Below are 14,319 nucleotides of genomic sequence, written 5' to 3' on the forward strand. Positions count from 1 at the left end.
TACTAAACAAAATATATTGACTTTTCGGCTATGCAACAGCACACTTTAGCAGCCCAAATCACTCAAACTGGAGTGGGACTGCATAGCGGTGTGAATACCCAGGTGCGGATATTACCAGCTGAGGCGGGAAGTGGACGCTACTTTGTGCGGGTGGATTTACCGGATTTGCCGATCATTCCAGCCCAAGTTGCAGCAGTTAGTCACACTGTTCTCTCAACTCAGTTGGGTAAGGGTGAGGTATATGTTCGCACGGTAGAGCATTTGTTGGCAGCACTTTCTGGTATGGGTGTGGATAATGCCCGCATTGAAATCGATGGCCCAGAAGTTCCACTTTTGGATGGTTCCGCAAGTGTGTGGACAGCCAACATTGCTCAAGTTGGCTTAGTATCACAACCTGTTAATAACCAAGTTCCTTTGGCTGTTACAGAACCAATATGGGTCTATCAAGGGGATGCCTTTGTATCTGCCCTCCCAGCACCCCAAACCCGCTTTAGTTATGGTATTGATTTTGACCTGCCCGCTATTGGTAATCAATGGCATAGTTGGTCACTAACCGCCGAACTAGGAAACGCTTCTGCTAGCTTTGCTACGGAAATCGCTCCTGCCCGTACTTTTGGGTTACTGGATCAAATTGAACATTTACAAAAAACAGGGTTAATTAAAGGTGGTAGTTTGGATAATGCACTCGTTTGTGGGCCAGAAGGCTGGCTAAATCCACCATTGAGATTTGCAAATGAGCCAGTTCGTCATAAAATCTTGGATTTAGTAGGAGATTTAAGTTTACTAGGAACTTTTCCTAGTGCTCATTTCTTAGCGTATAAAGCAAGTCATAATTTACACATTCAACTTGCTCAGAGAATTTTAGATTTAGGATTTTAGATTTTGGATTTGATCTAAAAGCTTAAAATTCAGGATTATTAAGGCTTTCGATCTACGCCTGCCTACTTAACTTTCAGATGAAAAATCAACTACACGACCAATGTCAATCCTCACTGAAGTGAATACCATCGATACGACTACACCTACATCTACCGAACCACAGGCTATAAATGAGACTACAATCAGCTCTGAGATTAAAACAACTTTTACATCTGAAGAAATTCAGAAATTGCTACCCCACCGCTACCCATTTTTACTTGTAGACAAAATAATTGACTACGTTCCAGGTAAAAAAGCTGTTGGGGTTAAAAATATCACTATCAACGAACCCTATTTCCAAGGACATTTCCCTGGACGTCCACTGATGCCAGGGGTGCTAATTGTCGAAGCAATGGCACAAGTCGGGGGCATTGTCTTGACTCAGATGTCTCCCGAAGAAGATGAACTGTTTGTCTTCGCTGGTATCGATAAAGTCCGTTTTCGTCGCCAGGTCGTACCGGGGGATCAACTAGTAATGACGTTGGAACTGTTATGGGTAAAACAACGTCGTTTCGGTAAGATGCAAGGTCGTGCCGAAGTTGATGGTCAACTTGCTTCTGAAGGGGAATTAATGTTTTCTCTAGTTAACTAAAAGTTTGCTTTCGTGGTAAGGGCATAGCCGTGAAATGCCCCTACTGAATCCTGAAAAAGGATAACAGTTAAAAAAAATCCACAACAGCATCTGATAATTTCTTGATTTTCGACGCCCTCTCTACGAGACGCACTCGCGAACACACTTAACTTGCTTTGCCCGACACTTTCGTTCACTGAAATACTTCACGCTCTACCAGTCACCTCGATGGGACGGCAGTCGGTACAACTCTCTTAACCAGAGTAACACGCTGCCTCAGAAACCCCGTCTGGCGCTGGCTTATCAAGACAGTTCTGGAGATTCACCCTTGAAAACGCTAATTCATCCAACTGCTGTAATTCATCCTAAATCGGAACTCCACCATACAGTGCAAGTCGGTGCCTATGCTGTGATTGGAGCGCATGTCAAAGTGGGCCCTGAAACAATAATCGGTGCTCATGCAGTGCTAGAGGGACCTTGTGAAATTGGGGCGCAAAATCAGATTTTTACAGGTGCAGCCATCGGCATGGAACCCCAGGATCTCAAGTTTGTGGGAGAACCAACCTGGGTCAAAATTGGTGATCACAACTTGATTCGTGAGTACGTTACTATTAACCGCGCTACCGGTGCCGGTGAAGCGACGGTAATTGGTGATGGTAACCTGCTGATGGCTTATGTCCATGTGGCTCATAACTGTGTGATTGAAGACCAAGTAGTGATTGCTAACTCTGTGGCGTTGGCAGGTCACGTCCATATAGAGTCACGCGCTAGGCTGAGTGGGGTTTTAGGTGTCCATCAATTTGTACATATTGGTAGACAGGCAATGGTGGGAGGCATGGCACGTATTGACCGGGATGTCGCCCCATATATGCTAGTGGAGGGAAATCCAGCACGGGTACGAACCCTCAACCTTGTCGGACTTAAACGCTCTGGTATGGACTCAGCAGATTTGCAAATGCTGAAAAAAGCCTTCCGCATTCTCTACCGTTCTGATTTGTCCTTTAAGGATGCCTTGGAACAACTGGAACTGTTAGGAGATAGCGAAGAATTGCAGCATCTGCGCCGCTTCCTGCTACTTTCTCAGATGCCAGGAAGGCGTGGGTTGATTCCCGGTAAGGGGAAAAAAAGTGCGAGTGATGAATCGTGAATTATAAGTTAGGAGTTAGGAGTTATGAGTTATGAGTTGATGAATTAAATTTTTAACTCCTAACTCCTAACTATTCACTCCTCACTTTTAAGTTTTTATTAATTACCAATTATCAAATGCGGATATTTATCAGCACTGGCGAAGTATCTGGCGATTTGCAAGGGTCGCTGCTAATTACAGCGCTGAAGCGTCAAGCTGTGGCGATTGGGTTGGAATTAGAGATTGTGGCGCTGGGTGGCGAAAAAATGGTAGAGGCTGGGGCAATTCTGCTGGGCAATACCAGTAGTATTGGCTCAGTGGGTATTCAAGAAGGGCTGCCTTATATTTTACCAACTCTCCAGTTGCAACGACGGGCGATCGCTTCTTTAAAGCAAGATCCACCTGACTTGGTGGTGCTGATCGATTACATGAGTCCGAATATAAAAATTGGGACTTACATGAAACAGCATCTGCCGGATGTGCCTGTGGTATATTACATTGCTCCCCAAGAGTGGGCTTGGTCAGTCAATTTCCGTAGGACTAACAAGATTGTTGGCTTTACAGACAAGCTGTTGGCAATCTTCCCACAAGAAGCCCGTTACTTTCAAGAACAAGGGGCAAAAGTTATTTGGGTAGGGCATCCTTTGGTTGACGGAATGCAAGATGCTCCCAGTCGCCAAGCAGCTCGTGCAACATTGGGGATTGCACCAGAACAGATTGCGATCGCCCTGCTCCCCGCCTCTCGCCACCAAGAACTAAAATATCTTTTACCAATTATTTTTCAAGCCGCCCAAACTATTCAAGCTAAATTACCTGAAGTTCATTTTTGGATTCCTCTATCTCTGGAAGCCTATAGACAGCCAATTGAGCAGGCTGTTGAGCGTTACGGTTTGCGGGCTACAGTTGTATTAGGTCAACAAAAGGAAATTTTTGCGGCGGCTGATTTAGCCATTAGCAAATCTGGTACTGTCAACCTGGAACTTGCTTTGTTAAATGTGCCGCAAGTTGTAGTTTACCGCCTAAGTTCCCTGACTGCTTGGATAGCTCGTAAAATCCTCAAAGGTTCTCTAACCTTCGCATCGCCACCCAATTTAGTAGTAATGAAGCCGATTGTGCCAGAATTTTTACAGGAGCAAGCCACGCCAGAAAATATTATCCAAGCAGCGATGGAACTGCTACTCAATCCCAGTCGTAGAGAGCAAACTTTGCTAGATTATGAGGAAATGCGGCAAAGTTTAGGAGAAGTTGGGGTGTGCGATCGCGCTGCTCAAGAAATTTTGCAAATGCTACCAAATAATTCGTGATCAGGCTCGTTCCGACGCTCATGACGCTCTCTGCGAGACGCTGCGCGAACGAGGACTCGCTAACGCTGCGCTATCGCCCTTGGCGTTTCCCCTTCTCCGATTCGTGAGAGGCTAACGCCTGCCGTAGGATGCCTGAAGGGCTGTAGGGAAAAGACTCGCTCTAAGCGTACCCCTTCTCCTTCTCCTGACGGAGAGGCTGCGCCAACGGAGACGCTAACGCGAACAAAGAAGCAAGCTACGCGTAGCGTCTCTAAGACAGGACTTACGCAAAATCATGATCAAACGAACCGCATTCGCGCAGCGTCTCGTAGAGAAGGACGCATTCGCGCAGCGTCTCGTAGAGAAGGACACAAAGGAATAAGAGTTTCAGAGAGTTTTCGCGTAAGTCCTGTAAGAGTTGCCATGCCGTTGGCGCAGCCTCTCCAAGAGATGGCTTTACGCTGCGCTATCACTAACACTGCGCTAACGTAATTTGTAATTCGTAATTAAAAATAGAGAATCAATTAGTTTATTTATGAGTAAAATTAAGTCCGAAGCATCTGTTTTTGCCAGAAGCTGCATTTATCCATAAGGTAATTACAAATTACGTTAGCGTAGCGGTAGCGAGTCCGTGAGCGTCATTATTAATTACGAATTATGTTGAGGTGTCATGGCTCATGAGATGAGAAAACAACGAGCGATCGCAGTTGACTTATTCGCCGGTGCGGGCGGTATGACTCTTGGCTTTGAAGAAGCTGGCTTTGATGTGTTGGCGTCTGTGGAAATTGACCCGATCCACTGTGCAACACATGAGTTTAACTTCCCTTTTTGCTCAGTGTTATGTAAAAGTGTTGTGGATACAACCGGGGAAGAAATTAGGAATCAGTCTGAGATTGGCGATCGCGAAATTGATGTGGTAATTTGTGGTTCACCATGTCAAGGATTTTCCCTAATTGGTAAACGGGCTGTTGATGATCCACGAAACTCTTTGGTATTTCACTTTCATCGGCTAGTTTTTGAGCTAAAACCAAAATTCTTTGTGATGGAAAATGTCCGAGGGATCACAGTTGGCGAACACAAACAAATCCTCCAAACTTTAATTAGCGACTTTAACATTTGTGGCTATAAAGTAGAAGAAAATTACCAAATTCTCAACGCTGCAAATTACGGAGTACCACAGTCCCGTGAGAGATTATTTCTCATAGGTGCAAGGGAAGATGTAGAGTTACCGAAATACCCTCAGCCGATTACTAAAAAAGCTTTACCAAATAATTTAACTTCTAAAAAAATATCTGACATTCCATTGAGTCCTACAGTATGGGATGCAATTGGAGATTTACCGGAAATAGAAAAATATCCTGAGTTACTAACAAGAAATTGGGTGATAGCAGAATACCGAAAGCCTAGTAACTATGCTCTTGTACTTCGTGGGATCAAATGCCTAGACGATGATTATTCTTATGAACGTGAATATGATTTGCGAATACTTTCTTCAAGTTTAAGAACAAAACATTCGGCGGAAACTATTCAACGTTTTCAGGAGACTCAACAAGGCGATAGAGAAAAAATTAGTCGTTTTTATAAGCTGCATCCTGCTGGTGTCTGTAATACTTTAAGAGCCGGAACAGACAAGTATAGGGGTTCTTTCACATCTCCTAGACCGATTCATCCATTTACGCCCCGCTGTATCACTGTCAGGGAAGCAGCGAGATTGCATTCTTACCCCGATTGGTTTAGATTTCATGTAACTAAATGGCACGGATTTCGGCAAGTCGGTAACTCTGTACCACCGCTACTAGCAAAGGCTGTGGCGGTAGAAATTATTCGCAGTTTGAATATTTCGCCTTTTAAGCCCAGTTTCCAATACAAGTTGCCAGAGGAGAAGCTATTACAATTTAATATGTCGCAAGCGGCACAATATTATCAGCCTGACTGTTAAGTCTAACATCTGCAAGATTTCACTATCTAAACCCTACGCACTAAAAACCTGAAACCTCGTTCGCGTAGCGTGCGCGAAGCGCACTCCCCCCTAACCCACGCCAGTCGCTCCACTTGGGGAGACCCCAAGACCGCGCTGGCTCCCCTTAAAAGGGGAGGATCTGAAAAGCCCCTTTTTTAAGGGGGTTGGGGGATCTCTTCTGCGTAAGTCCTATAGTTAACAAGAAGCTGGGCAATGCCCACTATACAATTTAGGTTGGTTTGATAATTTGCGGCTTGATTTTTACATCTTTGATGACAAGCTGTACTAAGTCCAAGCACGGAAAAATGTACTATCTTCCCAGATATTAGCAGTCCGTTGAGCGATCGCTGTCAATTCTTGCTGCTTGAGAGGCACAAAAGCCTGCGCTATCTTGACATTATTCTCTAATTGTGCTATTGTTTCTGCTGCAATCACGCAACAATGAACTCCAGGCTGAGACATTGTGTAACCTAAAGCTTGCTGCATACCTGTCAACCCACCTGTTTTAAACAACCGACCATAAGCCGGAACTTTCATCGCAATCACACCGACATTTTTTTCTTGAGCAACTGGTAGAACTACTGGGATAAATGGATGTGGGTGGTGTTTGTCAGCGGCATTCACAGGAATCAGTGTAGTGTGGAAAGGATAGCGACGTAACCCTTCGGCAATCACTTGAGGGTCGTGATGTCCAGTAATACCTGCAAACCGCACCAATTTTTGTTGTATGGCTTCTTCTAAAGCTTTAATTGCGCCAGATGGACTAAAGATGGTGTCGAGTTCTTCAAAAGAAGAAAGGCGATGCAACTGCCACAAATCGAGATAATCTGTATTCAAACGTTTAAGCGATCGCTCCAATTCTCGCCATGCACCATCCCGATCTCTTTTATCAGTCTTGCTTGCTAGAAACAGCTTTGAGCGATGGGGTGGTAGCACTTTGCCTAAATAATCTTCACTCGGCCCATAACTAGTTGCTGTATCAAAGTAGCGAATGCCAAGTTCTAACGCTCTTTGAATAATTGCCGTAGCATCACCCTCTTTTCCTTCCCAGGATAGCGGCGTTTGTCCTGCTCCTCCTAACCCAAAGATAGGTAGTTTTACTTCCGTGCGTCCCAGCACCCGTTCTGGCATGGTTGCTGGAGGTGTTGCGGTGTTGGTAGTATTTTGCTGTAAAGCGTTAGTTGCCACAATACCTCCTGTCACAGCAATGCTGGTAATTAGGAAATTACGCCGTGTCTTTCCTTCTGTCATGATTGGCTTCGGGGGCGAAATTACTTTTATTGTAATATCTTAACTAGGGAGAATTAATCTAAGAAAGCAAAATTACTGATAGATTAGGAACTTGCTTAAATCTGCTCAAATTCATGCCCAAATAATATCAAGTTCGGGTGATTACTTGTAATAAGATCTATCAATGTAGGTTGGGTTGTAGCTTGCTTCTCCGTAGGGGTACGGCAGTGAAACCCAGCATATAGATATAAGTGTTTAACCAAACCTGATATAATACAATCCGCTTGGGTTAAGGCTAAAACTCTTAATCAAAGTCAATTTTTTAACGAACCGCCTTCTCTGCGAGAGGCTTTACCAACGCGCAGCGTCTCGTAGAGAAGGACGCCAAGGACGCGAAGAGAAGAAAGAAATGCTTAACTGAACCTGATATCATAACCTGTTTAAAACTAAAAACTTCGATTAAGGTCGCTATTTAACGATTGGTTGAATGAGCTAAAAGGTAAGAAAGTAGACCGCCGACGTGGATGGGAATATCTCAAACAAATGACTTTTCGTCTACGTGTGACTCGAAGAGAACATGAGCAAGCTAACCTGATTGAACAACAAAAGTGGAAAAAACCTATACATGTATATTCTCGAAAATGGCAGAATAACTGTAAAGGTAGTTCCCGCACTGATCGCACTTTCAACAATAATCTCGCCACCATACGAATCTACAGCCTGCTTGACGATGGATATCCCCAATCATCATTCCTGGGATATTACCTGCATTACTGGCGCCGTGAAAGGGTTAAAAGATGTGTTCAATGTCAGAAGGGGGAATAGCCAATACCAGAGTCTTGAGTCTGGAATATAGCTTGATCGTTGGCAGTGGTGACAGAAAACTTAACTGTGCTACCAATAGGAGAGTATTTTAGGCAATTCGAGAATAAATTACTCAAGATTTACCGCAGTAATTTAGTGTCTAAGTTAGCTGAGGTGCATTGGCACTCACCGCTAAAAGCGATTGCATATTGTGAGCGATCCGCCCTATTCTAATTCTTCTAATAGATCGCGACAAAATTCCACTAAATTCAGGGGTGTTGGATTCAACTCCAACTTGCCTGTTTCATCCTGACTCAGCACCAATACATCATTCAACAACTGGGTCATGTGCATAACTGATGTTTGAATGCGACGCAGGTGGGTCTGTTGTCGCTCCTTTGTCCATAACTCCTCTGCCCCTCTGCCAGTTTATTGACTGGGTTAGGGACTTCCAACAAATTTTATTTGGAAGTCCTTAATGTTTTTGTTTGGCAATATTGCTTAATTTGGCTCTTAAATCTGTCCATTTGATGCCTGCTAGGCTAGGCAAAACAATATGAGCGGCTCCAACTCGTTCAGCGGGGCCGAGTCCTACTGCCCACATACCAGCGGCTAGAGCCGCGTCAATACCTGCTGCGGCATCTTCTACAACCACAGATTGCCCTGGTTCAATTCCTAGCTGCTTGGCTGCGTAGAGAAATAGGTCGGGTGCTGGCTTGGGTTCCTGTACACTATAACCGTCAGCGATCGCATCTATTTTATCAGCAATGCCCAATCGCTCTAGCACTGTGCGGGCATTTTTACTACCTGAACCAATACCAATCTTAATACCAGCTTGCCGCAGTTCATCCAAGAGGTCGATCGCACCTGGCAACAAATCCTGGGGCGTCATATTTTGCATCAATTCCACGTAGTAGCGATTCTTGCGCTCCATCATCTCCTGGATTTGTGCTTCTGAATACGGTCTATCCCCAAGAATCAGCATCAGAGAAGCACGACGGGATACACCCCGCAGCGCTTCGTTAGCCTCCCGATTAAACGGTATACCCTCTTCATCTGCTAGCTTCTGCCAAGCTAGATAGTGAAGTTCTGCTGTATCTGTTAGCACACCATCTAGGTCGAAAATGAATCCTTGGATGTTGGGGTTGTGGGGATAAGGGGTAATGGGGAGTGGGGAGGATGAGGGAGCAGGGGAGGCAAAGGGAGCAGAAGCTTCTGAGTGGAAATTTGGGGGATTGGGGGAGAGGGAAAGTTGGAGATATTCTAGTTGACGAGTTATATCTTGGGCGACTTGTTCCCGATGCAGATCGAAATCGTGCCATTTTCCTTGCCAGTGCAGTTTAAACTTCAGGCGCGTCCAGCCAGAGGGCAGATGGGGATTGGCTACAGGGCCATTTTCGGTTAGTTGGATGCCACCGAATCCAAAAATTACAGCTTGCCAAACACCACCAGCAGTAGCGCCATGAATTCCATCGCTGGTGTTACCTCGGTTATCTTCAAGATCCACCATTAACGCCTGCATAAACACTTCGTAAGCTTCGGTTGATTTGCCCAAATCTGAAGCTAAGATGGCGTGAACTGCTGGGCCAAGGGACGAACCATAGGTAATATCAGTGCGGGGTGCATAGTAGTCCCAGTTAGTCTGCAATGCTTTTTTGCTGTAGGGAAAATCTGCTGATTCCCGCATTAAATAAAGCAGCATTAATACGTCTGGCTGCTTGAGTACTTGAGATTTGTTGGTTCTCTCCATACCTAAGATCGGTTGCATGGAGCGTTCGCGCCCTTCATAGTCTGCTAAGTTAATATCTTCCAATTGGAAAAATTCCTCGCACTGCTCGATTAGTTCTGTTGATGGGTCATAGAGAAACAGTATTTTGGTGATGATATCTTGCCAGTGCGTTCGCTCTTGGGAGGTGAGTTTTAGTTTCTGTTCTAGTTCGGTAGCTCGTTCGGGGAATTTGTGAACCAACCAATCATAGACTGCGATCGCTTTCTCTAAATGCCATTGCGCCAGCCGATTTGTAAAAGCGTTGTTGTGGACGAATTCATGGTATTCATCCGCTCCAATCACTCCCCGAATTTCATACTTTTCGTGCTCAGGATTGAATTCGACCCGGCTACCCCAAAAAATGGCGGCATCCAAGATCACCTCTGCGCCGCACTTTTGCATCCACTCATCGTCACCAGTGGTTTGCCAGTAGTTCCAAATGGCGTAGGGGATATCTGCATTGATATGAATTTCGCGATCGCGGCACCAAATCCGCACGTCTTCACCATAAAAATCACTGCCGATAGCCCAACGTGGTGTCACTTCATCTCCGGTATTAGCACTTTCCCAGGCAAACATTGCCCCTTTATACCCGTAATGGGCTGCCTTGCGTTGCGCTCCTAGTAAGGTATGCCAGCGGTAACTAAGTAAGTTGCGGGCGATTTCTGGTTGGGTAAACAGAAACAGGGGCTGCATAAAAATTTCTGTATCCCAAAAGATATGACCACGATACCCAAACCCAGAAAGGGTTTTAGCAGGAATGCTCACCCGATCATCATGCTGTGGAGCAGCAATCAGCAGTTGAAACAGATTGTAACGAACAGCAAAAGTAGCGGTGCTATCTCCTTCAATTAGGATGTCACTTTGCTGCCAAATCTCATCCCATGCCTGTTCATGAGCTTTTAGTAATGTTGCGTAGTCTGGTAGGTGTGCGAGTTTTTCTTGAGCTGCTGCGACTGGTGTTTCAATCTCCCGCGAGGTAAAAACTGTGACGATTTTTTCCACTGTTACGGTCTGTTGCGTTTTAGCCGAGAAGGTCGTACTCAAGGTAGGATAACCAGGTGCGCTACTGACTTGCAAAGATGCTTCAGTGCCTAATATTCTCACTTTAGCTGCCATACAGAGTTCAATTCGGGAGCTGCGGGTGCAGCGTTGCAACCAGATTCCTTGGTCGATCTTGCCCTGGTCTAGTCCTTCCCAGTGATTGAAACCTTGATTTTCTGGATAGCCGTTGATACTAGCTTGAACTTCGATTAACCCATCAAAATCTACTGGCGTTAAATGGCAGCGTAGCGCCAACACGTGCGGATCTGCAAGACTAGCAAAGCGTTCAAAGCTGATGTCTATGGTGTCCCCACTGGGAGAGCGCCAACGCAAGGCACGCAAGAGTAGTCCATAATGTAGATCAAGTTGCCGATCATAGCGCAATATCTCACCTTGATCGAGACGGAAGCGATCGCCATTCACAATCACTACCAAGGATAGCCAGTCAGGGCAATTTACCAGTTCAGTGTACACCACTGGCACATCATCGTAGACACCGTTGATAAAAGTAGCTGGCAATGCATGAGGATAACCTTCCTCAAAACTGCCCCTTGTTCCCAGGTATCCATTGCCAATTGTAAAAACGGTTTCTTTGGAGTGTAATTGCTCAGGGTCAAACTGGGTTTCGATTAATATCCAGTCTGTGTAGATAAAATGGCGAGAACGACCTTTTGTTTGCATAAAGTGGGGAGTAGGAATTAGGGATTGGGGATTTTGAGTCTTTGAGCTAGATGAATCAGTCTTTTCTAGGACTCATGCAAAAATTGCCAACTTCGGTTAATTTATCGAACCACCAACGCGCAGCGTCTCGCAGAGAAGAGCGCCTTTCCAACTCTTGGAGACGCTGCGCCAACGGAACGCTACGCGTTCGCGCAGCCTCTGGTAGAGAAGAATCGTAGAGTGTGCGTAAGTCCTATTTTAATTGAACTCCGTTAATCAGTCTTTGAAATCGATGAATGAGTATCTGAGGTGGATGAACGGAGTTCTAATTCTCTCCCATCTTGCCCATATCCCTACTCCCTACTCCCTACTCACTATTCCCTAAGCACCGCGCCCCAGATGCTTTTCTAAAATCTTTTCGGCTCTGGGTTTATAAATGAGATGAAATAAGGTTTCCATATAGCGATCTCTGGCTTCGTTATTTTCTGGAGCAACAAAGTTCCAAAAACTAAACATTTTAGCAAGCAGTAGTAATTGATTGCTATGTAAATGCCAATTATATTTGTGATGAATTCGCTGACTCATCCATTCTGATACTTCGTGCCAGTATTCAGCATGAGTATCGCATTGGTCAAGGAAGTCTAAAATTTTCTTTGCTGTTCCTTCTAAGTCTGTAGGATTAACATTAAATCTGTTTTCTTGGTTCTCGATAATTTCTAAAGAACCGCCAAATTGAGTAGCGAAAGTAGGCAAGCCAGAAATCATGGCTTCCAAAATACTCCGCCCGAAGGATTCAAAGCGGGCAAAATGGACATAAATTCCCTGAGAATCTGCAACTACCCGGTAGGCTTCGCCGAGGTCGCTGCTAGGGATACGCATCCCCACCCAGCGAATCTTGCCATCGAGATGATATTGATCAATAATATCGTGAAGTTTTTGGATTTCTTCTGCTTCTTCTGGGTTTGTAGCTTCATCTGGATACAGTTTACTACTTAAGAGGATCAGGTTACAATGCTCTTGCAACGCTTGACTCTGACCAAAACATTCAGCTAACCCAGTTAGATTTTTGATTGAAGTAACTGAAGCAGCAGCAAAGATTGGTCGCTTATTAGGGTTATCTAAGTGACCTAATATTTGGGAGTCTTCGCGGCTAAATAGTAAGTCGTGGACTTGTGTGCCAAGGTTAGATCGGTGTTCTTTTTGGCTATAGGGAAAGAAAATATTTTCATTTACTCCCGGTGGCACTAAGTTAAATTTAGGACTAAACAAATCAATCCCATCAACCACATGATACAATTGCGGCATCGTAAACCACTTGTACGACTCGTATTGACCTATGGTGTCAGGTGTGCCGACAATTTCTTGGTAGGACGATGTAATAATGAAGTCGGCTGCATTCATGCTAATTAAATCGGCGGCGAATTGTGCCGAAAAGTGATATTGGTCTTCTAAATCTCGCCAATATAAATTGCTAAATAGATATTTAGGTTTTTCCAAAGAATGGGCAATGTTGCACTGGGTAACTTTCAGATGGCGAGATAGGAGAAAGGCCACTAAATTACCGTCGCTGTAATTGCCAACGATCAGATTAGGTTTGCCCTGGAATTGAGCTAGTAATTCTCTTTCTGCATCTACAGCAAATTGTTCTAAATAAGGCCAAATCTCAAATTTAGAAATCCAATTGTTGGTGATTTCTGGATTGAATTCACCAAAAGGAACGCGCAATATCCAAGCATTTTCAGTATCTTGGACTTTTTCTAAGCGCAGGTTGCAAAATGTCCCTTCACAGTTAGGGATTAGCCGGGTGAGAATAATTACATGTGGCTTAATACCTAGCTGGTCGAGACCAGCGAGTTTGATTTGTTCACGCAGTTCGCTTTCTAAGCTGCGAGCTTGTTCGAGGACGTAGATAACTTGACCGAGTGTTTCATCTCGTCCTAAAACATCTTCCTGTCCAACCCAGCCGTGGATGGAAATCAGAACGACGCGAAAAACAGCAGGGACGCGTGCCACAAATGCTTCTAAGATGCCAGGTTCTGGAGAGTAAATGAGTCGGTCGAGGAGTTCTAGGGTTTCAGAAACTCGCGCCGCAGTGTTACCCCAACCTGGCTCAAAGCCGAGTTCTTGGAGGTGAAAGCGGAATTTTTCATAGGGTTCATTAGGTTCACGCTCACTCAGGAATTTTAGCGCTTGCTTAATTTGTTTGGCTAACTGAATACCTGAGGGAATGCGATCGCTCAACAGCAGGCGAATATCATTGTATTCCAGCCTATGTAATGCTTGAAACAACATTTCTACCCAATATTGAGGGTCAGTCAACAATTGACTGCACAGGTAACGGTTGAGGAAGGCTAAACCTTGACCAATATTTCTGGGGTCGTCGATTCTTGGAGAACCTTCATAGAAGGGGTGAAGGTCGATTTCGAGGATGTGATTTTGGTAGCGGTTGACTAGGCGATCTCTCACATCTAACAGCGCTTGAGGCGTCATCTGCTCGAACCTACCAAAGTCGGCTGTCAGTTTCCAAACTTCTTGGTTAGCAATTCTGGGTCGAACCACGAACCAAATACTTTCCTCTTCAAAAATTATTTCGTGGGTGTACTGTATCAGTTTGCCAATAGAAGAAGAGTAATAAAAATAGGCTGGCTTTTGGGATTGATGACAGTAGTCGGCAAAGAAGAGCAAAATCTCATTTCTCAGGAAGTAACGCTTACCTGAAGCACTCAACGCATAAATCAACTGATGCAGAGCAGTTTTTTCATCACCGTTGAAGACAGCTTGAACTAGTTCGTACATGATGAGGAATCCCAGAACTTTAGCTAGGTCATGACCTCATTTTTCTCTCCAGTTCTGTGAGGTCCATTTCCCCCATAATGGTAAATAACTATAAAATCCTTTGCGTCTAGCTTTGGGATGAAACACTGCAAGTTTATGGGATTAGGGCATTGGGCATTG

10 protein-coding genes are annotated in these 14,319 nt (G+C 44.7%); 6 read left to right on the forward strand and 4 right to left on the reverse strand.

Going from position 1 to position 14,319, the window contains the following annotated elements; translation table 11 throughout:
* Window positions 1-30 precede the first annotated feature (30 nt).
* The 5 genes from lpxC (at window position 31) to V7K48_RS02175 (ending at window position 5,837) form a co-directional block, all read left to right on the forward strand.
* Window positions 31-879, forward strand: a complete 849-nt coding sequence (gene lpxC, locus V7K48_RS02155; RefSeq protein ID WP_335069167.1) for a UDP-3-O-acyl-N-acetylglucosamine deacetylase — start codon at window positions 31-33, stop codon at window positions 877-879.
* 100 nt (window positions 880-979) lie between these two features.
* Window positions 980-1,510 carry a 3-hydroxyacyl-ACP dehydratase FabZ gene (fabZ, locus tag V7K48_RS02160; RefSeq protein ID WP_334972894.1) on the forward strand — a complete coding sequence of 177 codons (531 nt, stop codon included), beginning with the start codon at window positions 980-982 and terminating at the stop codon, window positions 1,508-1,510.
* A gap of 307 nt (window positions 1,511-1,817) precedes the next feature.
* Entirely contained in the window at window positions 1,818-2,636 is an 819-nt protein-coding gene (lpxA, locus tag V7K48_RS02165; protein WP_334972896.1) for an acyl-ACP--UDP-N-acetylglucosamine O-acyltransferase, read from the forward strand.
* Between the two features lie 116 nt (window positions 2,637-2,752).
* Window positions 2,753-3,919, forward strand: coding sequence for a lipid-A-disaccharide synthase (gene lpxB, locus V7K48_RS02170; protein WP_335069169.1), 1,167 nt, complete (start codon window positions 2,753-2,755; stop codon window positions 3,917-3,919).
* Between the two features lie 661 nt (window positions 3,920-4,580).
* Window positions 4,581-5,837, forward strand: coding sequence for a DNA cytosine methyltransferase (locus tag V7K48_RS02175; RefSeq protein ID WP_335069171.1), 1,257 nt, complete (start codon window positions 4,581-4,583; stop codon window positions 5,835-5,837).
* A gap of 306 nt (window positions 5,838-6,143) precedes the next feature.
* Here the strand turns inward: V7K48_RS02175 and V7K48_RS02180 are convergent, their stop codons facing one another.
* Window positions 6,144-7,109: an aldo/keto reductase gene (locus V7K48_RS02180; RefSeq protein ID WP_335069174.1), complete on the reverse strand. Its 966-nt coding sequence runs from the start codon at window positions 7,107-7,109 to the stop codon at window positions 6,144-6,146.
* Window positions 7,110-7,571: 462 nt separating this feature from the next.
* On the opposite strand from V7K48_RS02180, the gene V7K48_RS02185 reads away from it, so the two are divergent.
* A complete protein-coding gene (locus tag V7K48_RS02185; protein ID WP_335069176.1) occupies window positions 7,572-7,913 on the forward strand; it encodes a hypothetical protein in 342 nt (113 codons plus the stop codon).
* A 204-nt stretch (window positions 7,914-8,117) separates the two neighbouring features.
* Here the strand turns inward: V7K48_RS02185 and V7K48_RS02190 are convergent, their stop codons facing one another.
* The 3 genes from V7K48_RS02190 to V7K48_RS02200 all read right to left on the reverse strand — a co-directional run bounded on the left by V7K48_RS02190 (window position 8,118) and on the right by V7K48_RS02200 (window position 14,160).
* Entirely contained in the window at window positions 8,118-8,246 is a 129-nt protein-coding gene (locus V7K48_RS02190) for a hypothetical protein (protein WP_335069178.1), read from the reverse strand.
* Between the two features lie 121 nt (window positions 8,247-8,367).
* Window positions 8,368-11,385 (reverse strand): beta-phosphoglucomutase, encoded by a 3,018-nt coding sequence (gene pgmB, locus V7K48_RS02195; protein WP_335069180.1) that lies wholly within the window; start codon window positions 11,383-11,385, stop codon window positions 8,368-8,370.
* 360 nt (window positions 11,386-11,745) lie between these two features.
* Window positions 11,746-14,160: a sucrose synthase gene (locus tag V7K48_RS02200; RefSeq protein WP_335069183.1), complete on the reverse strand. Its 2,415-nt coding sequence runs from the start codon at window positions 14,158-14,160 to the stop codon at window positions 11,746-11,748.
* Window positions 14,161-14,319 lie beyond the last annotated feature (159 nt).

The sequence above is a fragment of the Nostoc sp. genome, from assembly GCF_036919615.1.
GTDB lineage: Bacteria > Cyanobacteriota > Cyanobacteriia > Cyanobacteriales > Nostocaceae > Nostoc.

What these genes read in the sequence shown, in the direction of transcription:
- lpxC (WP_335069167.1), top strand. Translation starts at nt 31, where the DNA reads ATGCAACAGCACACTTTAGCAGCCCAAATCACTCAAACTGGAGTGGGA.
- fabZ (WP_334972894.1), top strand. Translation starts at nt 980, where the DNA reads ATGTCAATCCTCACTGAAGTGAATACCATCGATACGACTACACCTACA.
- lpxB (WP_335069169.1), top strand. Translation starts at nt 2,753, where the DNA reads ATGCGGATATTTATCAGCACTGGCGAAGTATCTGGCGATTTGCAAGGG.
- V7K48_RS02175 (WP_335069171.1), top strand. Translation starts at nt 4,581, where the DNA reads ATGAGAAAACAACGAGCGATCGCAGTTGACTTATTCGCCGGTGCGGGC.
- V7K48_RS02180 (WP_335069174.1), bottom strand. Translation starts at nt 7,109, where the DNA reads ATGACAGAAGGAAAGACACGGCGTAATTTCCTAATTACCAGCATTGCT.
- V7K48_RS02190 (WP_335069178.1), bottom strand. Translation starts at nt 8,246, where the DNA reads ATGCACATGACCCAGTTGTTGAATGATGTATTGGTGCTGAGTCAGGAT.
- pgmB (WP_335069180.1), bottom strand. Translation starts at nt 11,385, where the DNA reads ATGCAAACAAAAGGTCGTTCTCGCCATTTTATCTACACAGACTGGATA.
- V7K48_RS02200 (WP_335069183.1), bottom strand. Translation starts at nt 14,160, where the DNA reads ATGTACGAACTAGTTCAAGCTGTCTTCAACGGTGATGAAAAAACTGCT.